At 59.2% G+C, this 26,386-nt stretch carries 15 protein-coding genes; 7 read left to right on the top strand and 8 right to left on the bottom strand.

Going from position 1 to position 26,386, the window contains the following annotated elements:
- Positions 1-11 precede the first annotated feature (11 nt).
- The gene (locus ACA069_RS22295) at positions 12-761 is read left to right on the top strand and encodes an enoyl-CoA hydratase-related protein (protein ID WP_497615225.1); all 750 of its coding nucleotides are present in this window, start codon (positions 12-14) and stop codon (positions 759-761) included.
- A gap of 115 nt (positions 762-876) precedes the next feature.
- On the opposite strand, the gene pyk is transcribed toward ACA069_RS22295, so the two are convergent.
- The gene (pyk, locus tag ACA069_RS22290; protein WP_187678108.1) at positions 877-2,328 is read right to left on the bottom strand and encodes a pyruvate kinase; all 1,452 of its coding nucleotides are present in this window, start codon (positions 2,326-2,328) and stop codon (positions 877-879) included.
- Between the two features lie 172 nt (positions 2,329-2,500).
- On the opposite strand from pyk, the gene ACA069_RS22285 reads away from it, so the two are divergent.
- Both ACA069_RS22285 and ACA069_RS22280 read left to right on the top strand, forming a co-directional pair.
- The gene (locus ACA069_RS22285) at positions 2,501-2,887 is read left to right on the top strand and encodes a tetratricopeptide repeat protein (RefSeq protein WP_401268686.1); all 387 of its coding nucleotides are present in this window, start codon (positions 2,501-2,503) and stop codon (positions 2,885-2,887) included.
- A gap of 228 nt (positions 2,888-3,115) precedes the next feature.
- Positions 3,116-3,475 carry a PilZ domain-containing protein gene (locus ACA069_RS22280; protein ID WP_187678107.1) on the top strand — a complete coding sequence of 120 codons (360 nt, stop codon included), beginning with the start codon at positions 3,116-3,118 and terminating at the stop codon, positions 3,473-3,475.
- A 146-nt stretch (positions 3,476-3,621) separates the two neighbouring features.
- On the opposite strand, the gene ACA069_RS22275 is transcribed toward ACA069_RS22280, so the two are convergent.
- Positions 3,622-3,990, bottom strand: a complete 369-nt coding sequence (locus ACA069_RS22275) for a DUF6124 family protein (protein WP_401268683.1) — start codon at positions 3,988-3,990, stop codon at positions 3,622-3,624.
- 473 nt (positions 3,991-4,463) lie between these two features.
- Between ACA069_RS22275 and ACA069_RS22270 the strand changes: the two genes are divergently transcribed.
- The 4 genes from ACA069_RS22270 to ACA069_RS22255 all read left to right on the top strand — a co-directional run bounded on the left by ACA069_RS22270 (position 4,464) and on the right by ACA069_RS22255 (position 19,502).
- Complete coding sequence (locus ACA069_RS22270) at positions 4,464-7,511, top strand: hypothetical protein (protein ID WP_497615224.1); 3,048 nt, start codon at positions 4,464-4,466, stop codon at positions 7,509-7,511.
- Between the two features lie 149 nt (positions 7,512-7,660).
- A complete protein-coding gene (locus tag ACA069_RS22265) occupies positions 7,661-11,323 on the top strand; it encodes a Tc toxin subunit A (protein WP_497615223.1) in 3,663 nt (1,220 codons plus the stop codon).
- Between the two features lie 54 nt (positions 11,324-11,377).
- Positions 11,378-15,469 (top strand): Tc toxin subunit A-related protein, encoded by a 4,092-nt coding sequence (locus tag ACA069_RS22260; RefSeq protein ID WP_497615222.1) that lies wholly within the window; start codon positions 11,378-11,380, stop codon positions 15,467-15,469.
- Positions 15,462-19,502: an Ig-like domain-containing protein gene (locus ACA069_RS22255; RefSeq protein ID WP_497615221.1), complete on the top strand. Its 4,041-nt coding sequence runs from the start codon at positions 15,462-15,464 to the stop codon at positions 19,500-19,502. The genes ACA069_RS22260 and ACA069_RS22255 overlap by 8 nt, the downstream gene beginning before the upstream one ends.
- A gap of 8 nt (positions 19,503-19,510) precedes the next feature.
- Here ACA069_RS22255 and ACA069_RS22250 read toward each other — a convergent pair whose 3' ends face one another.
- Genes ACA069_RS22250 through ACA069_RS22225 form a run of 6 tightly spaced genes read right to left on the bottom strand, consistent with a single transcriptional unit; the run spans position 19,511 to position 26,215 of the window.
- The gene (locus ACA069_RS22250) at positions 19,511-20,842 is read right to left on the bottom strand and encodes a DUF58 domain-containing protein (RefSeq protein WP_401268673.1); all 1,332 of its coding nucleotides are present in this window, start codon (positions 20,840-20,842) and stop codon (positions 19,511-19,513) included.
- A complete protein-coding gene (locus ACA069_RS22245; RefSeq protein ID WP_497615220.1) occupies positions 20,839-21,840 on the bottom strand; it encodes an AAA family ATPase in 1,002 nt (333 codons plus the stop codon). The genes ACA069_RS22250 and ACA069_RS22245 overlap by 4 nt, the downstream gene beginning before the upstream one ends.
- Complete coding sequence (locus tag ACA069_RS22240) at positions 21,837-23,000, bottom strand: DUF4350 domain-containing protein (RefSeq protein WP_497615219.1); 1,164 nt, start codon at positions 22,998-23,000, stop codon at positions 21,837-21,839. Before ACA069_RS22240 ends, ACA069_RS22245 begins: the two co-directional genes overlap by 4 nt.
- Positions 22,997-24,541: a DUF4129 domain-containing protein gene (locus tag ACA069_RS22235; protein WP_497615218.1), complete on the bottom strand. Its 1,545-nt coding sequence runs from the start codon at positions 24,539-24,541 to the stop codon at positions 22,997-22,999. Before ACA069_RS22235 ends, ACA069_RS22240 begins: the two co-directional genes overlap by 4 nt.
- The gene (locus ACA069_RS22230; RefSeq protein ID WP_187678098.1) at positions 24,528-25,505 is read right to left on the bottom strand and encodes a stage II sporulation protein M; all 978 of its coding nucleotides are present in this window, start codon (positions 25,503-25,505) and stop codon (positions 24,528-24,530) included. Before ACA069_RS22230 ends, ACA069_RS22235 begins: the two co-directional genes overlap by 14 nt.
- Positions 25,502-26,215, bottom strand: coding sequence for an RDD family protein (locus ACA069_RS22225; RefSeq protein WP_497615217.1), 714 nt, complete (start codon positions 26,213-26,215; stop codon positions 25,502-25,504). Before ACA069_RS22225 ends, ACA069_RS22230 begins: the two co-directional genes overlap by 4 nt.
- Between the last annotated feature and the right edge of the window lie 171 nt (positions 26,216-26,386).

The following is a 26,386-nucleotide window of genomic DNA, read 5'->3' as shown; positions in this document are numbered from 1 at the left end:
CGAGACACGCCATGCCCGAAGCCATCCTGCTGGAACGCGAACGCGGTTTACTGACCCTGCGCCTCAACCGCCCTGACAAGAAAAATGCCCTGACCCGGGCGATGTACAGTCGTCTCGCCGAGGCGCTGAAACAGGCTGACAGCGATCCCGAAATCAACGCCGTGCTGATCACCGGCAGCGCCGAGTGCTTCACCGCCGGCAACGACATCGCCGACTTCATCCAGCAACCGCCGAGCGATCTCGACAGCCCGGTGTTCCACTTCATGCTCAACCTGCTCGAGTTCCGCAAACCGGTGATCGCTGCCGTGGCCGGGGCGGCGGTGGGGATTGGCACCACGCTGTTGCTGCACTGTGATCTGGTCTACGTCAGCCGTGATGCGCGCCTGCGCATGCCGTTCGTCAACCTTGGTTTGTGCCCGGAGTTCGGCTCCAGCCTGATCCTGCCGCGCTTGCTCGGCCAGGCCAAAGCAGCGGAGTTGCTGTTGCTCGGTGAAGGCTTCAGCGGTGAACAAGCCGCCGAGTGGGGCATTGCCAGCGAAGCGTTGGGCAGCGGCGAAGCGGCACTGGCCAAGGCGCGGGAAATGGCCCTGCGCTTCGATGAGTTGCCGCCCGAAGCCGTGCGCATCAGCAAGCAACTGATGAAAGCGCCGGATCGCGAGTTGATCCGCAAAGTGATCGAAGCGGAGGGCGCGTTGTTCACCCAAAGGCTGCGATCGCCCGAAGCGCTGGCGGCGTTGACCGGGTTTATCAAACGGCACTGAATCTTCGCGGCCTTGCCAGCGATGAGGGCCGAACAGGCGCCGCACCTGTTGGATCAGAATGCAAAAAGCCCCGCCATTCACATGGCGGGGCTTTCGCTTTTCAGCAACCGGTCACTCAGACCTGCGGGTCGCCCACGTGCAGGATCTTCATGCCGTTGGTGCCGCCGGTGGTGTGGTAGCTGTCGCCCTTGGTCAGGATGACCCAGTCGCCTTTTTCCACAACACCGCGCTTGACCAGTTCGTCGATCGCCTTCTGGCTCACTTCGTGCGGCGGTAGCGATGCCGGGTCGAACGGCACGGTGTACACGCCACGGAACATGGCCGCACGGGCCTGAGTTTCACGGTGCGGAGAGAACGCGTAGATCGGCACCGAAGAACGGATGCGCGACATGATCAGCGGGGTGTAGCCACTTTCAGTCAGGGCGATGATCGCTTTGACGCCCGGGAAGTGGTTGGCGGTGTACATGGCTGCCAGCGCGATGCTCTGGTCGCAGCTTTCGAACACTTTGCCGATGCGGTGGCTGGAGGTTTTACCGGTCGGATGCTTTTCAGCGCCGACGCAGATGCGCGCCATCGCTTGCACGGCTTCCAGCGGGTACAGGCCTGCGGCGGATTCGGCCGAGAGCATCACGGCGTCGGTGTAGTCGAGCACGGCGTTGGCCACGTCGGATACTTCGGCGCGGGTCGGCATCGGGTTCTGGATCATCGACTCCATCATCTGGGTCGCAACGATCACAGCCTTGTTGTGGCGGCGTGCGTGCAGAATGATTTTCTTCTGAATGCCCACCAGTTCGGCGTCGCCGATTTCCACACCGAGGTCACCACGGGCAACCATCACTGCGTCGGACGCCTTGATCAGGCCGTCGAGGGTTTCGTCGTCGGCCACGGCTTCGGCGCGTTCGATCTTCGCCACCAGCCAGGCAGTACCGCCGGCCTCGTCGCGCAGTTGACGGGCGTATTCCATGTCGGCGGCGTCACGCGGGAAGGACACCGCGAGGTAGTCGACTTCCATTTCGGCGGCGAGCTTGATGTCGGCCTTGTCTTTTTCAGTCAGGGCCGGCGCGGTCAGGCCGCCACCGCGACGGTTGATGCCTTTGTGGTCGGACAGCGGGCCGCCGATGGTCACAGTGCAATGCAGTTCAGTGGCAGTGGCGGTATCAACGCGCATCACTACGCGACCGTCGTCGAGCAGCAGCTCGTCGCCCACGCCGCAGTCTTTCACCAGATCCGGGTAGTCGATGCCGACCACTTGCTGGTTGCCTTCGGTCAACGGATGGCTGGTGGAGAAGGTGAACTGGTCACCGATTTTCAGCTCGATCTTTTTGTTGGCGAATTTGGCGATACGGATTTTCGGGCCTTGCAGGTCACCGAGCAGGGCGACGAAGCGGCCGTGCTTGGCAGCGAGGTCACGCACCAGTTTCGCGCGAGCCTTGTGCTCGTCGGGGGTGCCGTGGGAGAAGTTCAGACGGGCAACGTCCAGACCAGCCAGAATCAGCTGTTCGAGAACTTCCGGCGAGTTACTGGCCGGGCCAAGGGTAGCGACGATTTTGGTACGACGGACGGACATGCAAAGACTCCTGAGTTCAAGCGCAAGCGAAGGCTACTATGCTCGAGGGGTGTAGTCATTGTTCGTTTGCACTACTTTCTATTTTCTTTATTGAACGCGGTAACTTTGGGACAAACGCGCCTGAAGATTTCCGACCAGGGGTCGATACAGAGCACAAGACAGGAGAACCCCCATGCGATTGTTGCCCATTGCCGCCCTTGCCCTCAGCGTCCTCGCCGTCACGGGCTGCACCCGTTGGTCGATGAACCATCATTTGAACAACGCCTACAGCGCCTATGATCGCGGCAATTGCGAGCAGGTGATGCTCGAACTGTCCAAGGTCGAACGCGCCAGCCGTGCCCGCCCGTATGTGTGGCCGGAAGTGTCGATGATGCGCGGCCAGTGCCTTGAACGGCAGAAGCTGTTTGTCGATGCCGCGCAGACCTACCAGTTCATCATCGCCTCGTACCCCAACAGCGAATACGCCTACCGCGCCCGCGCGCGCCTGGAAACCTTGCAGAGCCTGGGCCATTACCCGACCCGCAGTGCTGCGGCCGTGGTGCGGCCAACGCGCTTTTGATGGCAGTTGTCATACAAATTCTGGCCGGTTGTACAGCCTGAGCTATAGTCGAATGATCCGGGTTAGAGTCGAGTCTCTAAACTTGGGCAACACCTGCGACTGGCAGTTTTAAGGTGATGGCGTTGTAGCGACCATTACACCGGAAGCGGGGAGAGCGTGCCTGCCATACAGGTGCGTTCCGAAGCAAAGGTGCGGCTCTGTGATGGAGCCTTGCATGGCGAACTGCGCATGTTTACCGACCGCCGGATCGAACGGCATCAACTGCCGTACTTCCTCAGAGTGTTCAACAGCGTCACCGACAAACCCATCGGCTTTCTCGGCAATGTGTCCGAAGACGGGCTGATGCTCATCAGCCAGTTGCCGATGATGATCGGTGCGGATTTCCATTTGCGTCTGAAGATCCCCTGCGGCGATGGCTGCCAGCAGGTGATCGATCTGGCAGCCTGCTGCCTCTGGTGCCACGAAGACGCGACGCCGCTGCACTACGACGCCGGCTTCAGCCTGCAACGACCGCCGGTGGAATACGGGCAACTGGTCGAGGCGCTACGGCAATACTTCAGTTTTCAGCCGTTGCCGGCTTCGGCCTGAGTTCTGCGGCGCCTTCACCATTGCAATCGCTGGCAAGCCAGCTCCCAAAGGGTTTGCGTCGTTCACTGATGTTGTGTCCGCTCGCTGAACCTGTGGGAGCGGGCTTGCCCGCGATGGCGTCAGTTCAGGCGCCGCATGGTTAACGATCAGGTAACGGCAATCGCCCGCTCGTTATCCAGCGCCTGCTCCGCCAGCAACAACCCCATTTCGCTCAATTGATAAATCGCCATCGCCAGATGCCGCGGCTTGTCGTCCAGGCTGTCCGCCAGATCCAGCAGCAGAATGCTCACCGACGAAAACGTCTCGTACGTCTGAATGGCCACGGCTTCGGGGTTGAGGTCGGGGGCGACCCTGAACATCTGCATGCCGCGATCCACGGAGTTGCGCGGGTCGGGTTTCGGTTTGAGGTAGTGGTCGAGGGCTTTTTCGGCGGCCTCGTGGAGTTTTTTTGATTCGGCGGATTTGTAGGGGGAAACCGAGTCGGTTTCGGGGGGATTCGGTGTGTCTTTGAACATGATCGTATTTCCTTTTAATGGAGCTGCCACCGTCTCGCGACTAAACGAGGGGGGTGGCGGCTGGACGCAGGTTAGTCGACCGGGAGGAATACGAAAAAACCGGCGCGCCCGAGGGCGCCCTGCGCACAGCCACCATCGAGTGCGGGGATAGGGATTACCCGACTTGATGACGCTTATGCACCTTCATATACCTACCGGGCGACTAAACCCGACCACTGATTGGCAGCGGCACGGATCAAGTTACGGGGCATCAGCAAGGCGCACAAGCCGGCGGATTCTGAGGGATGTGTAGGCAATGGCGCAACCCGGCGTAGCCGGATGTTGGCGGCTGTAGGACGTCACTGAACGGCAGTGCGGGAAAAATTACCGTCCGTCGGTACTGTCAGATTTTACAGGTGCGAAAGGCAAGGGCGGAGGCGTATTAAAAGGTTTCCTGCAAGCCATCCCGCCCCAGTAACAAGAAGGAACTGATCATGGCGACCTTTGAAGAAGAGGGTACAACGGGTCCATCAGGTGATGCGCAAACCCTTGATTCTCCGCCCTACATTCTGACCCCTTTCGACGGTGGAAAAGTTGGAGCCCTGGTGACGGTCACGGGGGGCGGGCACGCCAGGCGCCATGTGCGAATTGTCACGCCTGGAAAAGAGGACTATTTGAGTTACGAAGAGCAAATGGGAGGTGACGGGAGTTTTTCGTTGCCGCTTATAAATGGTCTGAAACCAGGAAAAAGTGAATTTCAGGTACTGCAATGGGAGTCAAGGCCGGAGTCTCATATGCGCAGTAAGGTGTGGACGGTTTATAACATTACGGCGCCGCTCATCTCTTCGAAACATAACAATCAGTTGGTGGGGAATTCATTCCTGCTGACGGGGACCGGTTGTCCGCCCTATGCGAAGGTGGTGAGCGAACACAGCTCGACTCATGAGGTTATTGGTGAGGGAAATGCCGATGGAAACGGCAATTTTTCGATCATGGTCGCGACCCCACGACAATCGCCAAGCTTGAGTTTGTTTGTTTTTTGGTCTGACAGCGTCAACAGTCGGGCGTCAGACATCATAACGGTGCGGGTTTTGGCCCCGTTGCTTCTTGGTCCTGCAAATGAACTTCTTGTGGGTAAAAAAACAACGTTTTGGGGCGATGGTTTGAGCGGTTCAACCGTCGACCTTTACCGATATAACGGCGCAATTGAGCACTACGGCAGCGCTCCCGTTCTCAATGGCAAATGGACCATAACGTCAAACGATCTGCCTGAAGGCAGGATTCAGATGCATGTCAGGGGGATGTTAGAAAACCTGGCGGCTTGGTCCAGTGTGGTAGTGCTTAATGTCATTCATGCGCCCGTCATTTCTTCCCCAGGTTCGGGTTCATTGGTGGACTCAACCTTTACGATTGAAGGTTCAAAGGGCATGCCTGGGGCTACTGTCGAGATTCTGCGCGATACGGGTGAGCACAATCCGATTGCCACCGGTCCGGTTCCAGAGGGCACGGAGTCATGGCGCGTGACTGTCAGCAACATGCCGCCGGGCCCCCTGAGTCTGGTGGCAGAACAGTTTGTCAGCGGCTTGGCGGAACATTCCAGGCGCAGTCTCCCGCGAGGATTCAAGGTTCGGCCTGCAAAATTTACCGGTGTCACCGTCGAGCTCACCGACACATCAATAAAATTTTCGGGTAGCGCACACCTTGGAGCAACGGTCGTGATCACCGTTCCCGGTTCGACTGTCACGCCACCAGCGCCCGTTGTGGCGAACGGAGGCAATTGGACAACCACGGCTACAGGCTGGCCGTACGGCATTTACACTGCGCACATCATACAAAAGGTCGGCGACGGTGCCAGTGGCTGGATCGAGTCGTTACCGTTTGAGTTTACGGTCGAAAATAGATTGCCTGATGTGAGTGAGTTGGCCTTCACCCCGGAATATCAACCGACCTTCAGCGGCAAGGGCAATGCTCGTGCGACCGTGTGGCTGTGGAAAATCGACAAGGACGAGGCGGTGGCGCCTCATGTGCCGCTGACGGTCAGTGGCAAATGGTCGAGCAAGGCCTCGGAAATCTGGGGGCCAACGTACAATCGACGAGTTCGTATCAAACAGGCGGGAGACGGGCAGGAAACAGAGTGGGTCTATCTGGATGTGACCATCCCGCCCTTGGCCCCCGGCCTGAACGACCCGGTGGAAGATGGTCTTTCCCCAAAGCTCAGCGGTACTTGCTGGCCAGGTGCAGCGGTCAAAATTCGGTACAGCGACGAAGACCAGGTCGAGCATGACGGGATTGTCAGTGGTGGTACCTGGCAGTTCCGGCGGGACAAGGAATTTGCGCCGGATGTGTCACATACCGTCACCGTCACCCAATTCGCCGCCGAGCAAACCTCGCCACCGGTGTCAAAGACCTTCACTGTCAAAATACTCATGCTCCAACCGCTGATTACCCAGCCCGGGGACGGGGCGAAAGTCGGTCGCGTTGTCACGATCCAGGGTAAAAACGGTATGGAGGGCGCCACGATGCAGTTGCGTGACGTGCGTTTCGACCGCCCGCTCGGCAGTCCCAAGGTACTGGATAAGGACGGTGACTGGTCGATTGACCTCAGCGCTCTGGAGTTCAGGCTCTATACCTTCGACGCGCAGCAGACCCTGCTGGGCAGGCCTTCGGCTCGCAGTGACGCGCGCACTTTTGAAGTGGTGTTGCTGCCCCCGGAATTTCTCCAGCCGACGCAAAACGGCAAGCTGCCCCGCATGGCGAAGCTGGAGGGGCGCGGCATGGCGAATGGGTATGTCGAGATTTTTCTCGAAGGCCTCACCGAGCCTCTGCTCACGGATGTTCCGGTGAACCGGGAGGGCCATTGGGAAGCTGAAGTGACGTTGCCGGTAGGACATAAAACCATCTGGGCGCGGCAAACGTTCATGGATGAAACCGGCAAATTGCAGGAATCAGAAGACACGCCACTGCTGCAATTTGACCTCGTGCCGGCGGCGCCGTTTGTAGAGTCCCCAGTTGAAAATGACCAGGTCGGCCAGCAGGTCGTGGTGTCCGGCTTCGGTGTGCCGGGCGATACCGTCACTGTGCAGTTGAACCTTGGCACACAAAGCACCGTCGTGCTGGAGGATCGCACCTGGTCGGTGAAGGTGACCTCGGGTGTGAGGAGCGGCTTTCACGTTTTGCACGCGACGGCAATGTACAACAACTTCGAGTCGGATCCCGCGCAGCGAACGCTCGAACAGAGCACTTATCGACCCGTCATCGACGAGCCGGCAGCCGGGCGCTGGCTCAGTGATCCGGTGACGCTCGCCGGCAAGGGGCGCGCGGGCAGCGTGCATGTGGTGAGCTGGTTCAACCCGGACGTGAAATGGTCGCCGCCACTGGCTGTGTCCGGCGACGCATGGCGCGGCGAATCCGAAGTGCCACTGCCACCCGGAGGCAACTGGTGCCGCGTCGGGCAAACGCTTGTCGACGATCCTACCGGGGTAGAGGCTTCGGACTGGGCGTTGAGCGCGCGCTTTGAGATCAAAAACTCAAAACCGACCTGAGCCAGACCATCCGACGAACGGTCGACAGACCTGTCAGATCTGACAGTAGACGTTGATCTTTTCAAAGCGCCAAATCGTACTCACTCAATACGCAGTCTGCCGGAAACGGCAGGCTGTTCGGGCCAGTTGTCGCCTCAAGGAACCTGATCATGGTCGATTCGCGCCGCCCAGTCCTGCAACTGTTCGATCAGTTGTTTGCTGAGGAGCAACAAGTACAAAACATCGGGCTGGGAAACCTGAAAACCTACCTTGAGGAGGGCGGATCGATTTTTCCTTTGGTGGAGAAGGGCGTTCAAGGCTTGGTCAGGGAACAGCGGGTAACCCCCGATGACGCGCGGCGGTTTCTGCGCTCGGCCAACAGCATGGCCACGTTTTTGCGTCGCCAGTTTATCGAGCAAACCCTGACCGGCGAAAAGACGACTGCAACACGTAGTTCAAGCGGTTTGTTATCAATGGTTGACGGCCCCAGTTATGAATATCTGATCGGTACACGTTTTGCCGCACTGTGTCCGCCGAATGCACTGGAGTCACTGTTGTCGCCAGTGGCTTATCTGATTGAACTGTTGCGCTGGATTCGAGACCGTATCGAGTCTGTAGACAATCCGCCGGCGGAATTTCGACTGCATAACCGCCGTACTGATTTGCTGCCGTTGTCTGTCGACTTCAATGCGGTTTATCAGTCGATATCTTCGGTCGACATCATTGTCTCGGTGCTGGAAGCTTTCATTGTTGCGAACACGGAAAGCGAGAACAGTGCGTCGATTGAAGACGCGTTGATCGAAGCCCGCTATCCCAATGGCCTGCCGTACTACCAGCATTGGGTCACGCTTGATGGCATTGCCCAGTCTCATGGCCTGTCGGTGGGCGATTTCGAGCACAGGGTTGATCTAGCGTACCCGTATTTTCTGCAAGCCAGTGCCCGTGGCCCCAATACCGGTCCCGGTTTTGCTCATGCGTCGCGGCTAGGCCCTTATCAGCGGCAAATATTGACAGAGCCGCGTGCGGGGCTCGATGAGGCCGAGGCTTTCTACGCGCACAATTTCGGTACTGATAATCTCGATAAGTATCAAAACCTTAATCAGTTTGCGTTTTTAGGCCAGCGGACAAAGTTGACCAGTACGCAGATCGAAGCCTTGCTGTCGATTCGCGATTTTGCACCGGTACGTTCAGCCAATGTGACCTACCCGGATGAGGCGCCCGAGATACCGCAAAGCGAGCGTTCAGGATCGGTCTACATCAACAACAACACCTTTCCGCCGGTGCGTATCGACGACGAGTCATTGTTACTCCCTCGCCTGACAGCAAATCCCGACGACGAAACTGGCTTCAACCGCTATGACCGGATGAATCAGATGGTGCGTCTGGCCAATTGGGTCGGATTGCCTTTTGACGAGGTGGATGCAGTGTTGGTGGCAGCCATCAGGGCGGTGCCGCGCGGCAGTGGACCGAAAATCGATTTGCAACAAATGAACATGTCGAGCGGCGTCGTGCATGCACTTGGCCTGTTTCAGACCTTGCGCGAGCGCTACGAATGCACAGCCGCCGACTTTGCTGTGTTTATGGGCGAACTGGCGGTTTATGGCCGTGGCGACGCGCTCTCGCAGTTCGACCGGATTTTCAATAATCAGGTGGGCTATCGCGAACCCTTGAGACTTGACAGCGGTGAGTTTGCACTGGCGCCGGTGCCGGGCGAGGTTGATTTGACGATCAGCCAGTTGTGCAGCGGTCTGGCGATCGACCTGCAGACTTATTACTACCTGGCAATGACGGTGGCCAACGCGCACGGCCTGACGGAAAAACTGACGCGCAGTCCGGCGATTATCAGCGCCTTTTACCGCCTGGTGAGACTGCCCCGACTGTTGAACATTACTCCCGTCGAAGGTGTGCTGATGCTGTCGTTGATGGGTGGGGATTCGTGGGTCAAAGGCGTGGCGGGTGTTCCTTATATCCACACCGTGCCGGCTGGTTCACCGGATGTGCTGGAACTGATCGAAGCCATGCAAAGCTGCGTTCAATGGTGCGCGCAAAGCAATCTGCCGGTGCTGTGGGTGTTGCAACACGCCGTCGCTGCGCAACCGGCGCTGGAACCGACTGAGCAGGATCTGCAGTTTTTCGAGCAGTTGCGCAATTTGCTGCCGACGGCACTGTTGTCCAATAGCGCTTTTCTGATGGCGGGTGTGCCGCCTGCCGGGGCCGCCAACTGGCTGGAATTCCTCGCAATACATGCCAATAACCTGAGTCCGATTGTCGATGCCTATGGTCTGGTATTGCCATATGTCGGAACTGCCGAGCAGTACCTGGTCTTTGTCCACGCAAAAATCGAGTGGGCGGTCGACAGTGCCTTGGGCGTGATCGAACCACTGTTGCGCCAGAACATCATCGACATCATGACCCGAGTGCTATTGCAGGTCCGGGATGCTCAGACGTCGCTGGTGAAAGAGACGCTGGCCGTGTATGCCGGCGTGGGTGTGGAACAGGCAATACCGATCCTTAACTGGGCAAATGCCACGGTTCATCAGTTACTGCAACAAGTGCTTGAGCTAACAGACGCGAGTTCGGAGCAACCCGAACGAACGCGCATCCGCAATGCCAACCCGATGCTCGATCTGTTGGCGGAGGTACGACGCCGCAGCGAGGTAGTGACGACGCTGGGACTGAGTGCCGCGCTGTTGCTCGATTATCTGGATTACGGCTACAGGGATTGGCTCGCTCAGACCAACAAGCATGAGTTGTCGCTGCGCACGCTGTATTACCTGACGACGCTTACCCGGGCCTTCGGCTTGAGCGAACAGCCGGCGCAGAAGCTCTTGGACTACCTGCGCCAGGTGAATGCACTGCCCACCGTCACGGGGGATGCGATGAAGCTTGCCCAACAGGCTGCCGCCATCAAACTGGCCGACTTTTTTGGCTGGAGCGTGCAGGAAGTACGTGAGTGCGTCAGTCGCATTGATCCCACGGACCTCAAGGTGCTGAAAAACCTCAGTCAACTTGATCTGTTGATGCGGATTCGGGTGCTGTCCGCGGAAACCGGAATGGATGCGTTGACGATCTTCCTGATCGGCAGCTTGCCCGAGACCGTCGACAAACAAGCTTATGAAATCGCTGCCGAACTTGCCCTGTTGGGCGAGTCTCATACGCGCGCGCCAACGGTGCATGTGCCGGGCGACCTCAAGGCGCTGGTCACGACCACGTGCGAAGTGCAGGGTGACAACAACGTGGTGGCCAACAAGCCTGGCGAACACGTCATCTATAAGGTGACCCTGTGCGATGCCAAAGGGGCTGCGCTCAGTGGTGTCAACGTTTACTGGCAGACCACCTTGGGCCGCATGGAAACAGGCGCGACCCAGATAGACGGAACGCTGTTGGCCGAGTTCATCCCAGGCAAGGTCATGGGCACCGAAACGCCAATCTTCTGGCTGGACTTGTTTGACCCGGAGTACGCCCCTCCTTTGGTGATCGGGTTCGAAGTCCAATCACTGTCTTTTCCGCTTGCGGAACTGTCGCCAACCCCCTTGGGGGATGTGCCGCAAGGCCAGGAAGTCGAACTCTATGCCCTGCTTGAGGACAGGTACGCAAACCGTGGAAAAAACTCGCTGGTCGAATGGTTTGCAGAGAGCGTCGGCCCCGAAAAAAATGCACTGGCGACGATACGGCCATCGCAGGGGTTCACCGACCAGCAGGGGCTCACACGGGCCTTTGTTTCCAGTTCGACGGGCGGCACCTTCATCTTCTCGGTTCGCACTCAAGGTGGAGATGCCGAAAGAACATTCGTCGACTCCATCACCTTTGCGAGTGGTTCGACACCGGGGTAAGCGATGTTGCTTGGCGAACGTTTGTCCCCGGGTTCTACCCCAAGGAGCTGAATCATGGCACTGAGTAATATTGGCGGGCTGCTGGAAAAGCGCCGTTCGGCGCTGCTCGAATACTGCATCGGCCAGGTTGGCAATGCGAAATACCCTTTTGTGAAAACGCCGACCGATTTGTTCGAACTGCTGCGCATGGATCCGCTGGACACCTATCAGGTGCAGAGCTCCTGGGTGGCCGAAGCAACAAGTTGTGCGCAGCAGTACATTCATGCGGTGTATCGCAAGCTTGAGCCAGGCTTTGAAACACAGCGGTTCGACAAGCGGCATCTGGAGGAGTGGGAGCTTTGCAACAACTACCCAGACTGGGCGGCGGTGCAGATGATTTCGTGCTACCCGGAAAACTTCATCAATCCCTTTGTGCGTCTGCGCAAGACCAGTCTGTTCAAAAACCTGGAAAACAACCTCAACCAGGCGCGTTTGAACAACGATTCCGTTCAGGCTGCCCTGCAGGACTATTTGCAGGACTTCGAAAAGACCTGCGATCTGGACGTGATCAGTTGCTACATGGAGGGCACAACGCCTGCCCGCGCCGATTATTACTTTGTCGGGCGTCAACGTGTGCAGCCGTTCCAGTATTTCTGGCGCAAGGCCGAAATTGAACTAGGCGCCTCCACCGTTGCAGTCAATCCGGCCGCCTGGAGTGAGTGGCAAGCCGTGGAGATTCCGTCCGGCAACCGCGTGCTGGATATTCGCCCGGTGGTGTGGAATGGCCGGTTGTGTCTGGTCTGGGCCGAATGGCGTGACAAGGTCGCCAGCAAAGAAGCGGGCGAATACACCCCGAACAAACTTGAAATCAATCTGGCGTTCATGGCGCAGAACGGCCAATGGTCGGCACCGTTGAACCTGCACAGTTCGGAGTATGACCGTGCGCTTTTGCCGGACACGCGGTTGATTGCGAGCGTGCGCACCGACTATCTGGATCCCAAGGGCAAGCTGGGTGTTTTGATGTCGGGCAAGTTCGTACCGGCAGGGTCTGAACCTGATGATCTGAGGGTTTACGCCGTATATGACGTACTGATGCGCCCCATCAGCGGCGACGGCGGGGGCTGGCTGGATTTGGCGCTGCAACACCGATTCGTCAGCAACGAAACGGTTCAGCACCCGCTGAGCAGTCAGGTGACGGTTGTTCCACGGGTGCAGGTACCGGGCGTCATGACGCCGTATCTGGATGTGCAGGTCATGGCTCTGCGGGTGGATGAAAGCGATCTACTGATGGTGCAGGGTTTTTGCCGGCCCACGGGACGTGACAGTGCCTTGCAAAAAATGACGTTGGGGATAAACCAGGCAGGCGGGGACCCAAGCCCGATAGTCCAGGATGTTGATGAGGCGGGCGGCTGGGTCACGGCGCCGTGGATAAGCAGTCGAGCCAAAGGATCATGGCCGAACCCGACCACGTTCTCATTAGGTTTTCCCAATTGGGCGGGGGGAGAAGTGTTGTTCGACCTGACGATTGTCGACCTCATGGACTTCACCCCGCCGACCCTGCACAAAAATACCGTTGATGCCGCGCAGTTTCTTTCCTTCAACCAGACCGGACTTGCATTGAAGTTCACCCGGCTCAACTCATTGTTTGGGCCGGAACTGGTGCAGCGCTCGAATATTTCCGTGGATGCCGTACTGGACTGGGAAACCCAGTTCTTGCCGGAGCCACCGCCCACCGGTGTGGTGTTTGATGAACCCAACGGTGCGTTCAACGGGGCCAACGGCCTGTTTTTCTGGGAACTGTTTTTTCATCTGCCGCATTTGATGGCCACGCGCTTGCGCGATGAAGAGCGCTTCCGTGAAGCACAAAACTGGCTGCATTACCTGTTCGATCCTCAGGCACCTGCCGATCCTGTCACAGATCCACCCACTGCCAATCCGAAACCGAGGTATTGGCGCTGCCGCCCTTTGGACACCGTTCAAGGCGAGCCGGGTTGCGAAACGCAAGACCCCACAGACCCGGATGCCATTGGCTACGCCGCCCCCGCGCACTTCCAGATTCTGGTGTTCACCGATTATGTGAAAAACCTGATGGCCTGGGGTGACTGGTATTACCGGCAACTGACCCGTGACAGTCTGGTGGCGGCCAAGTTGTGCTACGTCCAGGCCGGGTTTCTGATGGGCGAGGCGCCCTCCGCCAGCACGGCAACCCGTTGGCAAACCAATACAGTCGAAAGCCTCTTGAATCAGAGCGCTTCGCGGCCCAGGCTCGAAGCTTTTGAGCAGACGCTGAATTTCAGCCTGGCGGATTTTCCGCTCGCCTCGGATACCCCGCCCATGCTCGGCCTGTTGGCGTGCGGGCCTTTTGAAATTCCGATCAATCAGTCGTTGCTCGACCTGTTCGAAGCCCCCCATCGACGGATGTATGGCCTGCGCAACAACCAGACCATTGATGGCAAACCGCTGGATATCCCCCTGTTCAGCCCCGCCACTGATCCTAATCAATTGTTGCGTGACCTGGCGTCCGGTGGCGTGGCCGGGCCTAGACCGATGGGCGGGCGGCTGGTGGTCAATGCGTTCCGCTGGCGCGTGACGTTCGAAGTCGCGCTGCGCGCGGTGCAGGCGTTGCAGGATTACGGCAGTCAGGTGCTGAATTTGCTTGAAAGACGCGATCGCGCCGAGCAGGAAGAGTTGCAGCAAAACCATCTGGTGGAGTTGGGCAGCTACGCCGAGACGGTGCAGGAACAGTCCATCGCTCAGTTGGAGGCCAGCGTGACGGCGCTGCAGCATAGCCGGGCAGTGGCGCAGGAACGGGCCGATGCTTACGCAGCGCGCTACAACGACAACGTCTCGGCGATTGAGTATCAGGTCATGGCAAGCCTGAAACAGTCGAAAACATTCACCTTGCAGGCCAAAGTCGTCAAAACCGCAGGCGGGGTCATTGCGGCATTGCCAAAAATCTATGGTATGTCCAATGGTGGTTTCAAGCCCGAAAATGCATTCGATGCAGTCGCTTTCGGCCTGGAGGTTGCCTCTTCGCTATTGCAGATCGACGCCGATAGTCAGGCCACTACCGAAGGTTACCGTCGCCGCCGTGGCGAATGGGGCCTGCAACGCGACCAGGCACTGGCGGAGGTGCGGGCCATCGATGCGCAGATCGTAGCGCAAACCCATTCAGTCACCGCTGCCCGATCCAACCTTGAGCAAACCCTCAGGGGCAACGCTCAGGCATTGACGGTTTACAACTACCTGAAAAAACGCGCCAGCAACGCCGAGTTGTTCGGCTGGATGCTCGGTCAGCTCAAGGCGCTGCATTATCAGGCCTACGATGCGGTGATCAGCCTGTGCCTCAGCGCCCAGGCTTCACTGGCTGCCGAAACCGGCGATTACGATGCGCAGATCCCCTTGCCCCAGGTCTGGCTGGACCACCGCCATGGTCTGACCGCCGGTGAGCAGTTGCGTGGGCATCTGCTGCGTCTGGAACGTGAACACCTGCAACGTCAGGAGCGACGGCTGGAACTGGTCAAAACCATCTCCTTGCGGCACTTGTTCAGTGACGAAGTTGAGCGCCAGGTGGGGGTTGCCGACTGGGCGGATGCCTTGGAGCAATTGAAAGATACTGGCGTGCTGGAGTTCAAGCTGACCCAGTTGCTGTTTGATCGTGATCATCCGGGCCACTTCTGCCGGCAGATCAGTTCGGTGGAAGTCGATCTGCCGGTACTGACCGGACCCTTCGAAGATGTCCGCGCGACCTTGCTCCAGATCAGCAGTATGACGGCAACCCGATCGACCACGCAGTCGGTGCAGTACTTGCACAATCCGATCGGGGTCGCGCCATCGGATGTGGTGATCAATCTGCGTAGCGCTCAGCAAATAGCGTTGTCGCTCGGGGTTGCCGACAACGGCCTGAGCGCCATGAAGCCCGATGAGGGGATGCTTAATCCGTTTGAGAACACCGGTGCGATCTCCAGTTGGCAACTGAAGTGCCCGTGGCCGGAAAAACAGCCGCAGGCAGCAATGCTCGCCTCGTTGACCGACATCATTGTGCGCATCCGCTACACCGCCAAGGCTGGTGAGCAGACCTTCATCCAAAAAGTCATGGATCTGGTCACCGAGGCTGAAAACGCCAGGCTGGACAAACCGTTCAAAGGGGCACGCAGTCATGAATGATCCAGTCATCCAAGCGAATGAAAGTCTGGTGCGTAATGGCGATTTCAATGACCGGCTGAACGAGTGGACTCGAAAAGGCCAAGTAGGTTTGGCAGCGGAAATGTATGAGGGCTGGCTCACCAATTTTATGGATGTCGGGGTTGGAAGCTTGGCCACACAGGCCTTTGCGATCCCTAAAAAACCCGACGCCAATGCCCGGTACGAATTGTCGTTCCTCTGCGAACTGCGGCCCGGAGTGTCTTGGTCAGGCGATTCCGGCTGGTTGCGCATCCTTAAGGGCGACGACGTGCTATTGAGCATCGAGCTCAGGAAAGGGGATTCACGCAACCTTGAACAGGATCAAGCCCGGCTGGCGGCAGGGCAGCCGTTGGAGTTCCTGCCGATTGCCTATAGAGCGTCACTGGATGAGTTGGCGTTTGATAGTGGGGAGGAGCTGAGTGTTCAGGTCAGTGGTGTCGCGGCCAACCCTTTAGATACCCGTTCGTCTGTCTGTATCACCCGCATTGACCTCCAATTGCATCTGGAACCATTGAGGCTGCAAGAGATGCGCCTCGATGATCAGACTCTGGCGCCAGGCGCTGCGTTACACCTGTGCCTGGGAACGACGATCCTTGGCACTCCACATCGGTTGACGTTCTTGCCTGAGCCGGGAAATGCCTGGGAAAACACCGAGGCTTCGTTGAGCAGCGTCGGCAACCCTCGGGAAGCAATCATCGCGACACCTGATTGGGGTGTCGATCAATCGCTGGAATCCGAATGGCTGCTCGATTGCCCGTGGGTGGGGGATGAGGAGCGCTATGAGTTTGCGTTGACCTTGCGCAACCGGTACGCCGCCGAACCTTTCACTATCCCGATTTCACTGGGACATCACCGTCTGGCATTTCGTGATGAGCAGCAAGCCAGTCATTATCCGGTGCTTGAGTATGAAGACCAGGGCGTATGGCTGGGTGTGCGTGTGGTGTCGTATTACACCAGCCAGGCGATTGCAGACCAAACGGTGAACTGGTCGGTTGCAGGGCAAGGCGTCAAAGCCGCTTCGGTTACCAATGAGCAAGGCTGGGCCGAGTTCTATTACCAGCCGGAGGCGGCGGGTGATGTTGTTGTCACCGCAACGGTTGCCAGTCCTTACTACACCGAAGGCGAAGTCAGCATGCCGTTTGAGGTGAAGGTCCTGGCCACGGATCCGTGGAGCGACCTGAAGGAAATCATTGGCGGAGCACCGACAGACTGGGACACCCCCGGGTACCCGAACCGGGGCTCGACTCATGAATTGCAGGTACGCCTGCCCGCCGACAGTCCTTTGCTGAACACCACGATGGCGTTGCGCTGGAGCGGCGATGGGCATGAGCAACTCGGTGTGGTTGTCGAACCGCCCGTCGGGTCCCCGGTGCTTGTTGAAACACCCGACATGGGCTGGACGCTGACCTGCGAGGATCGGCTGGACGGCCGGTTCAAACTGTCACTGGTTTGCTCAATGCTCAAATTGCCGGCTCCCGAAAAAATCATGTCGCTGGCGCGCAACATCGTGCGGATTGCCGACGTGCGCGAGGCCAACAAGTATCCGGTGGTGGCGGATAGGGAAATTGTGGTGTTGCGCCTGCAAGTGGTGCATGTCACAGCAAGCGGCGACGGCGAGGGTGTCATCGACGCTCGGGTCGACTGGGACACCCTCGATGGCCCGTTTTCGACCCGCACCGGCACCGGTGGCTGGGCGAGTCTGTCTTTCGTGCCAAGACAGGTCGGCGAGCAGGTCGTCACCGCCAGCGTCAAGGCCTACGAAGGTGCGGTGGGCATTGAGCGCAAATTCGATGTGAAAGCGATTGCGACCAGTTCCTGGAAAGACAAGGTGGAGATCAAGGTGGATAACCTATCCATCCCCCATATCAAGGGAGTCGTGTGTTACCGAGGGGAGACACACACCTTGCAAGTCGAGGCGTTACCCGGCAGCTCATTGATTGGCCAAAACATTACGCTCGAGTGGCGGGGTAGCGAGCCGGGTATCGGCCTGGTGGCGAGTGACATCGGAACACCCAAGACTTTGCCCGCCGAGGGCGGCCTGAGCTGGACACTGGAGTCTGATCTTACGGGCAGCATCAGCAGCATGTTTGAGATGAGATTGACTTGTGCAGGGCTTGAAGATCGAGAATTTTTCGGGCGCCTGATGAAGCGTGATTTTCAGGATGAATTGTCCGTGGTACTGGATCAGATGACCACGACGAGGGGGCAGCAACTCTACCCATGTCTAGGGGCCAGGCACCGCTACACCCTGAGGCCTCACGCGTTGAGTCCTTTGGTGGGGTTGAATATCGCTCCGTTGTGGGTGAGTGGCGACACACCGGACAAGCTGGGTATCACGATCGAGCCTGCTTTGATAACTGAGCAGTGGCTGGAGGATGGTGGCGCAACCTGGACACTCGATTGTTCAAGCGCTCCGGCACCGGCTGATTTTTCCCTCCTTTTCCAGACGCCTTTGGGTCGAGTCGATGCCAACCAGATGAAGATGGGTCACAACAAATTCAGGATCGAGGCGTCGCACGAGTCAGCGGTGGATCCGGTTGTCGGGCAGGATCCCGCGTGGATGTGGGTGCAGCTGGTGTCTCATTTCACAGACCTTGCCGTGGATCAGGTACCGGTGAACTGGACCGTGGATGAAAAAAACCAAGAGCACAAAACCGCTGCTGACGGTTGGAGTGGCTTCCCCTTTGTGCCCGCCACGGGAGGGGGCAAAACTGTCGAGGCCCGGGTGATCAGTCCGTATGACGGCTTCGAAGAATCCCGTTCGATGACGGTCAATGCGCTGGCGAGTGATCCGTGGGAAGAGGTGACACTCAATTTTGATGGGCAAGTGGAACAGTCATTGGGAACACAGACGTTCTTCCCGCGACGCAATGGGGAACACAGGCTTGACGTGAAAGCCCCGCAGGGCAGTGCCTTGTTTGGCAAGTATCTGACGCTGGGCATGATGGACACCGGGCCAACGGAACTGGGCATACGCTTTGAAGAACCCAGGCTTGGCGAACCCAGGTATTTCAGCGAAGCAGGATTGACCTACCAATTCAGGGTAGGCGATCTCAAGGATGGAAGCTTTGGCCTGGGCCTCTCGTCCTCTCGGCTGGCGCGCCTGTCACCGGTCAACGCATTTTCGGTAGGTCAAGGCTCGCAGGTGGTGAAAATCGCCGAGCGCCAGCGGATCAACAAGACGCTGCTGTGGAGGGAGGTTGTGTCGGAACAGATCACCGTCATCTCGGTGGTCAGCGGCAAGCCGATGGTCGGGGTGACGGTGACGTGGCGCAGTCCTGATCTGGGTGTCGTGACGTCGACCACCAATTTTTACGGCGTGGCGAAAATAGCCTTTGTACCGACCACACCCGGGGCGTTTGCACTGACGGCAACGGTGGGGGATGAGCTGTATTCGGATTCGGTTTCGATGGCGTATTTTCTGAGCGAGCCTCGGCAGATCAGCGCGTTGGTCATTGATGAGCCCGGCGGCTATCCCGGCCAGCAAATGACCGCACAGGCATGGGTTGTTTCGGCAAATACCGGGGAGCCTATGGCAGATGTCGAGGTGATGTGGGAGCACGACAACACATCGATACCGGCAACACTGACGGATGCCGATGGCAAGGCAACGTGTAGTTTTACCTTCGGGTCATCGGGTGAGGCTGCTTTGTGGGCGTCGGTAAAGGGCGGTTTGGCTGGCTGGGATGTGAAAACGCTGTGGTTGACCGTCATTGAACGTCCAGCGGCAGTGGCCTCCGTTGTCGCTTCGCCCAATCCGGTTCCCTTGCAGACCTATGTAACCATGACTGCATTGATCGTGGGTAAGGAGTCTCGAGAGCCGATGCCTGACAGAAAGATCCAGGTCTCAAATAATGGAGCACCATTCTTCGAAACCACTACCGATCACAAGGGGCGATATCAGAGCCATTGGAGACCGATGGCTATAACGGATAACGTTTCCCTCGCCGTCAAGCTCGACAACCCAGATGGCACCTCGGACAGTGGTGCCGTGTATGTCACGGTCGTGAGCTGATCGACAGTTTAAAGCGCGGCACTTCGTTTCCAACTGAGATACCGCGTCACCAGTTCGGCCCCCAACTCCGCAGGCCGAACATCCACCACCGGAACTCCGTGAGCACTCAACCGCTCATGGAGTTCTGCCCGTTCATTCAGATAGCTCACCGCCCCGCAGTAGGCCAGTGCCTCAGGCAATGTTTGCACCGGCGTATTACGCAGCGTATCGAGTGTTTCCTCACGCAAACTCGCCACCAGTACTCGGTGTTGCGTGCTCAAGCGTTTGACGGCGCCGAGCAGTTCTTCATCGTCCTCATCGCGCAGGTTGCTGACCAGCACCACCAGCGCCCGGCGCTTTTGCCGGGCCAACAGCTGATTGGCGGCTGCCTGGTAATCGGCGGGGCGCTGGCTGCTGTCGAGGTCGTAGACACTGTTGAGCAGCGCGTTCAGTTGGCCGGTGCCTTTGACCGGCGCGAGATAGCGAGGTTGATCGCAGGCAAAAGTCATCAAGCCAACGGCATCACCCTGGCGCAAGGCGATGTAACTGAGCAGCAGACAGGCGTTGAGTGCGTGATCGAAGTGCGACAGTTCATCGTCCTGGCTGCGCATGCGCCGGCCGCAGTCGAGCAGGAAGATAATCTGCTGATCGCGTTCGTCCTGATACTCACGGGCAATCGGCGTGCGCTGGCGTGCCGTGGCTTTCCAGTCGATCTGGCGCAGGCTGTCGCCTTCACGGAATTCGCGCAGTTGATGGAACTCCAGACCCTGGCCGCGACGTTGTCTCTGGCGCACGCCGAGTTGGCTGAGCCAGTTGTCCACCGCCAGCAACTGACCGCCGTATAGCCGGGCAAAGTCGGGGTAAACGCGGGTGCTATCGCTAACCTGCAACAGGCGTTTGCCTGACCATAGACCCAGCGGACTTGGCAGGTTGACTTCGCACACATCGACGCTGAAATGACCGCGTTTGAGTGGCCGCAGGCGATAACCGATCTGGCTGGTTTGACCGGGCCGCAACGCGACGCTGAGTGGCAGGTTTTCAAAGCTCAGCCCATCGGGGACATGGTCGAAGATCTGAATGTTCAGGGGTTCGGCAAAGTCATGCTCAACCTCAAGCTGCACGTCTCCCCAACGCCCGAGCGCAAGGCTGCCGGGCATCTGCCGTTTGATCCGCAGTGCCGGCAGGCGCTTGAGGCGCAGCGCGTCGAGCATTGCCAGCGCCAACAATGCCAGCAGCAATCCCCAGTTGATCGATAGCACGCTGGCCGGGATGTCGACCTCCAGTGCCCGCAAAGTGCCCAGCACCATGCCGATGACCAGCAGCATGGCCAGCCAGATCAGCAGCAGGCGTGCGGGTTTCACAGGCGCGGCGCCGGGATCTGGTCGAGGAGTTGCTGCAGCACCTGATCGACTTGCAGGCCTTCGATGTCCAGCTCCGGGGCAATGCGTACGCGATGGCGCAGCACGGCCAGTGCGCAGCCCTTGATGTCATCCGGGATCACGAACTCGCCGCCGCGCAACAACGCCCTTGCGCGGGCACAACGCACCAGTGCGATCGAGGCGCGCGGCCCGGCACCGAGGATCAGGCCTGGCCAGGTGCGCGTGCTGCGCGCCAGACGCACGGCGTAGTCGAGCACCTGATCGTCCAGCGGCAAATCACTGGCAATGCGCTGCAAGGCTTGCACATCCTTGGCTTGCAGCACGGTGCGCAGTGGTTGCACATCGAGCATGTCGGCGCGGGTCGAACGGCTGACCTGTCGCACCATGTTCAATTCCTGATCCGCGTCCGGGTAGTCCATGCGCACCTTGAGCATGAAGCGGTCTAGTTCAGCTTCCGGCAATGGATAAGTGCCTTCCTGTTCGATCGGGTTCTGCGTGGCCAACACCATGAACGGCTGAGCGATTGGCAGTGCGCGGCCTTCAAGGGTGACCTGGCGTTCCTGCATGGCTTCGAGCAGCGCGGCCTGAGTTTTCGCCGGGGCGCGGTTGATCTCGTCGGCCAGCAACAGATGGGTGAACAACGGGCCTTTGCGCAGCTTGAACTGCTCTGTCTGAAGGTCGTAGACCGCGTGGCCGGTGACGTCGCTGGGCATCAGGTCCGGGGTGAACTGAATGCGTGCGAACTCGCCGCCGAAGCACCGCGCCAATGCGCGTACCAACAGGGTTTTACCAAGTCCGGGAACGCCTTCAAGCAACACGTGGCCGCCGGCGATGAGTGCAGTGAGCACGTCGTCGATCACCGCGTTCTGGCCGATCACGGCTTTCTGCAATTCGCCACGCACCGCTTGCGCCAGTTGACTGGCACGCTGGCGTTGCTGGGCGGCGTGGCTGGCGCTGCCGGGCTCGATCTGTTCAGTCATAGCGTGTTCCTCAAGGTTTGCAGGTGGGCGACCTGGCGGCAGAAGTCGGCGCTGGACATCCGCCGGTTCGGCACCGGGCTCAAGGCCTGGCTGATGGCACGGGTGGGTTGCCGTGTCAGGCGCGACAGCGCCAGCCATTGTTCGGCGACGTTCAATTGATCAAAACCGGGATGCCGTCGCCGGGCACGACGCAATACGTCCTGTTGCAACGCCTGCAATAGCGACTGCTGTCCGTTGTGCCGGAGCATGAAATCGGCACTGGCACGCAGGTGTTCCTGCAACTGCCGACGGCCAGTCGAGGCGGGCGCCTGAAGCGGGCCGTGGCGTACGCCGGCTTGCCACAACCACAGGCCAATCAGTGCAAGCAGGGCGACGAAGGCTTGTGGGAAATAGCGCCAGAGTAGCGTCAACAGGCCATCGTGCTCGGTGTTGTAGATCAGCGTGACGTCGGTGTCGGCGCTCAGATACCAGAGCAGCCAGGCGTTGTCGTACTGGGCGATGGCCGGGGTTTTCCACAACTCGGCATCGGTAACCACGGTGATCGAACCGAGGCTGTAGGGCAGTTGCATCATGTGCGTGGCCTTGGCGCTGTTGGCCCAGGCCTGGGCAAGATTTTTCGGATCATCGAGGTGAAAGTCGGTGTCGAACCCCGCATAGGCCGGCGCGTCTTCATCTTCCATATACAGCTTGGTCAATTTCGGAAAAGGGTCTTGTTCCTGATCGGTGGGTGGATCCTTCAGATCCTTGCTCAGGGATTGGTGCAGTTGCACATGATCAAGCAACAGGTCGTTGCTTTGTTTCGCCTGCTCATCCCAGAGCGATTCGGCGACAAACACCAGCCGCCCACCGGCCCGCGTCCAGTTCAACACTTGATCGACCTGACGCGGCGTCATTCGCGAACGGTCGTTGAACAGCAGCAATGTGTGGCCCCGTGGATCGGTGTCCGGCAGCACCGCCAGACTTTCGGCATGGGCGACTTTGATGCCGCGCTCGCGCAAAAACATTTCTGCCGCCAGATAGGGATTGGCCTGCGCGGCTGGTGAGGGGCCGTGATCGATCTGCTCCTGATACGGCTTGGCGTTGAGGTACAGGAATATGCTCAGCGCAGCCAGCAGCGCGACGATCAATGCGCCAATCCACCACAGCGTGCGCCGGTTCAACGGCTGACTCCATGGCCGAACAGGGCGCGCCAGCCATCACACAACTCCTGTTGCAGATGCGCCGCCGGTATCCGATGCCCGTAGGCCATGCTCTGCCAGTGCGTGGTCAGCGTGCGGCTGAAGGCGAGCAATTCCGGACGCTGCAACTGTTCGACACGCGCCAGCACCTGGTTTTCGGTGTCGGCGTCTTTCAGGGTCAGAGCAAAGTCGTGCAGCAAATGGCTGAGCAGGCCCCGATAGAGCAAACTCAAGGCTGCGCGGGGCTGGCTCTGCCAGAGTTGTTCGGCGTGGGCGGCGATATCGTCTGGCAGGGTGTCGCGGTTCAGATCCAGGCCGAAGGCTTGCTGCGGGGTTGGTCGCTTGGCGCGGGCGGGCAGTTTCGGCCGGCTGACGAAGGTTTGCAGAAACTCCCGATAGCGCCAGACCAGCCAGCCGAGTCCCGCAATCAATGTGCCCCACAACACCACTTCGATCAGCGTGGCCAAGGTATTGAAGTGGCGGCCGTCGAGCCAGCCGATCAGGGTCTTCAGCCACTGCGGAGCTTCACCGTCCTTCTCGGATTTGGCCGGGGCCGCCGGGTCGTCGCCAAAGCGGTAGCGGGTGACGGACTCCTTGTTCTTGAATGGCGCTTGTTCAAGCAGGGCCTTGACGCTGTCACGTGAGGCCTGACTGGTCAGCGGCTGATTCAACAAGCGCGGCGCATCCGGGCTGCTGACGGATTCGGCCGCCCAGACCTGGGGCACATTTGGCAGCAGCAGACACACCGCCAGCAGCACGCCGACCACGCTGCTGTTCAGGCGTTGGCGCAAGCGGCGGAACACCAGTTCAATGTCCCATGCCTCCAGTTGTGTGCGCCGATTCAGATAGAGACTAAAACCGCAGGCCACGTAGATCGGCTCCCACACCACCAGCACCAGTGCATAAAAGGCGTTGGTCAGGTGCTCCAGCCAGCGCCAGTCCTGATCCGCCGCGAGGATCAACGACTGCCAGTCCCAGTCGGTTTCGATCTGTTGCGGTAACAGCAGGTAGAACAGTACCATCAGGCCAATCCACAGCGCCGTTTCCAGATGCACGCCGATGATCGTCAGCCACTGCGCGGCGCCGGCGTTGCGTTGCAGCAACACCTGCAAACGCTGCTGACGGGCGTCGCCATCCAGACTTTCGAGTTGCACCACGGGCATGAGGAAACTGCGGCTCAAACTCAGGCGTCGCCAGGTCAGGCTGGCCAGCAGTTGCGGTTTGAGCAGGCGCGGCCACTCACGCAGGGCTTGTCTGAGCGTCGGCGTTTCGCCGAACAGCGCTTTGGACAGGATGTACAGTGGCAGGCGTTCATAGGCCGGTTTCAGCCACCAGAAAATAAACACCGCCAGTGACGGCGAATCCCACAGCAATATGCTGAGCAAGGCGAACAGCGGCAGGGTGACGATGGCCCAACTGGTCATCAACAAGCGTCGATGCTGCTGACTCATGAGCACACCAAGATCCATGGCTTCCCAGGTGGTACGCGGACGGATGACCACGGTCGCGTCACTCAGGCGCATGGCGTGTCCTTCCGGCGAACAGCAAATAGCTCGCCACTAACATCCACAGAGCGGCACCGACCAGATATTTGGTGAGCGGAGCGACGCTGGTTTTCGACGACCAATAGGCTTCTATAAACGCGGCGATCAGCAGGAACAACATGACCCCACAGATCAGCAGCACGCTTTTGCGCGCGGCGCGTTTCAACGCTTCGGCACGGGTCAGGCGCCCCGGTGCGATCAACGCCCAGCCCAGTTGCAGACCTGCCGCGCCGGCCAGGGCAATGGCTGTCAGTTCAAAGGCACCATGGGCGACCACGAATGACCAGAAGGTCTGGCCGTAGCCGATTTCACTCAGATGCCCGGCCACGGCGCCGATGACCAGGCCGTTGTAGAACAGGAAAAACGCACTGCCCACCCCCATCAGCAAACCGCTGGCGAAGGTCTGAAAGGCGATGCCGATGTTGTGCATCACGTAGTAGCCGAACATCACCCAGTCTTCGCTGGCCGCGCGTTCGGCCGGGCGCCCGAGGTGACCGGCCACCGGGTCATACATGCCTTGCATCTCGCGCACCTGATCGGCGGGGAGCAGGTTGTAGACCAGTTCGGGAAACACATAGACCAGCACACCGACGCCGATCAGGCTGCCGAAAAACAACAGGCCGGCGGCCAGCACGAAACGCCATTCGGCACGCACCAGACGCGGGAAGTCGGCGAGGATGAAGCTCAACAGGTTGGCGCCCAAACGACTGCGATGCCGGTAAAGCTGTTGATGACCGCGCAATACCTGTTGTTGCAGCGAGTCGATGAGAAAACTGCTGTAACCGCGTTCCTGCGCCAGTGCCAGATGTTGGCAGAGGTGCCGATACGCTTTGGGGAAGCCTGCCACTTGTGAGGTTTCCTTACCCCGTTCGAGACGTTCAAGGGCCAGCGCAAAACGCTCCCATTCGGCCTTGTGTCGATTTTCGAAAAGGCTTTGCTTCATGTCGGACCCAACAAGCCGCGGGCGATGCCGTTGAGTTCGGTGACTGCCCTGGGCGCAGAAATATGCAGCGGCTGGGCCAGCAACGCCGCCAGTTCATTGACCCGCGCCGGTGTCAGTTCGGCCTGCCGCTCGGCGAATCCGAGCAGCGCGCGCTGTTCGCTGAGGCTGAGGGCAATCGGCGCGCGGCGCGGTTCGGCGGCGGGCAGTTGCGGGCGGGTTAGTGGGCGTTCGCTGTAGACCACCAGCGTGCCGGCGGCGATGTCGCCCAGACGCTTGAAGGTCGGGTGATTAAGGCAACTGAGGGTGCCGAGGAAATAACCGAATGGCAGCAGATCGACAAAGCGCAACAGGTTGCGCAGCAAGGACGCCGACCAGCCAATCGGCGTGCCGTCATCGTGTACCACGCGCAGGCCCATCCATTGCTTACCCGGCGAGCGTCCCTGGCGCAGCACTTCGAACAGCACCATATACCACCAGCTGACCGCAAACAGCAGCAGCGAACCGAGGCCCATGCCGAGCTTGCCGAAAAACGCCAGGACGATGAACAGCACGCCCATGACCGCGCCGCGAATGCTCAGGTCAATCGCGAAGGCGATGGCCCGCACCATCAACCCGGCGGGTCGCAGCGGCAAGTCGATGCCTTCCGGCGTTTCGACCTGATGCCGCGTATCCAGCGGTGCTTTCCTTGGCGGTGCTGTGGGCTCGAGCATGGGCTTCCTGATGTTCGCCTGTTCGGGATGCAAGTGGGGCCGATGCTAGCAGCCTCTCGGGGGGAAACGACATAACTATGTATTGCACATCGTGTGACGCCAGGTGTTTGAATGACGCGAGGCTGGCCGCGACCGCGGTTGAACGCCTAGACTTCGCCGATCTTCAGTTCA

The sequence above is a fragment of the Pseudomonas sp. LBUM1652 genome (assembly GCF_059716105.1).
Note: the sequence above shows the minus strand (reverse complement) of the source record. Positions and strands in the feature narration are given on the sequence as shown.

Coding starts and splice junctions, on each gene's coding strand:
- pyk (WP_187678108.1), bottom strand. CDS start 2,328: ATGTCCGTCCGTCGTACCAAAATCGTCGCTACCCTTGGCCCGGCCAGT.
- ACA069_RS22255 (WP_497615221.1), top strand. CDS start 15,462: ATGAATGATCCAGTCATCCAAGCGAATGAAAGTCTGGTGCGTAATGGC.
- ACA069_RS22270 (WP_497615224.1), top strand. CDS start 4,464: ATGGCGACCTTTGAAGAAGAGGGTACAACGGGTCCATCAGGTGATGCG.
- ACA069_RS22275 (WP_401268683.1), bottom strand. CDS start 3,990: ATGTTCAAAGACACACCGAATCCCCCCGAAACCGACTCGGTTTCCCCC.
- ACA069_RS22245 (WP_497615220.1), bottom strand. CDS start 21,840: ATGACTGAACAGATCGAGCCCGGCAGCGCCAGCCACGCCGCCCAGCAA.
- ACA069_RS22285 (WP_401268686.1), top strand. CDS start 2,501: ATGCGATTGTTGCCCATTGCCGCCCTTGCCCTCAGCGTCCTCGCCGTC.
- ACA069_RS22225 (WP_497615217.1), bottom strand. CDS start 26,215: ATGCTCGAGCCCACAGCACCGCCAAGGAAAGCACCGCTGGATACGCGG.
- ACA069_RS22235 (WP_497615218.1), bottom strand. CDS start 24,541: ATGCGCCTGAGTGACGCGACCGTGGTCATCCGTCCGCGTACCACCTGG.
- ACA069_RS22230 (WP_187678098.1), bottom strand. CDS start 25,505: ATGAAGCAAAGCCTTTTCGAAAATCGACACAAGGCCGAATGGGAGCGT.
- ACA069_RS22295 (WP_497615225.1), top strand. CDS start 12: ATGCCCGAAGCCATCCTGCTGGAACGCGAACGCGGTTTACTGACCCTG.
- ACA069_RS22260 (WP_497615222.1), top strand. CDS start 11,378: ATGGCACTGAGTAATATTGGCGGGCTGCTGGAAAAGCGCCGTTCGGCG.
- ACA069_RS22280 (WP_187678107.1), top strand. CDS start 3,116: ATGTTTACCGACCGCCGGATCGAACGGCATCAACTGCCGTACTTCCTC.
- ACA069_RS22265 (WP_497615223.1), top strand. CDS start 7,661: ATGGTCGATTCGCGCCGCCCAGTCCTGCAACTGTTCGATCAGTTGTTT.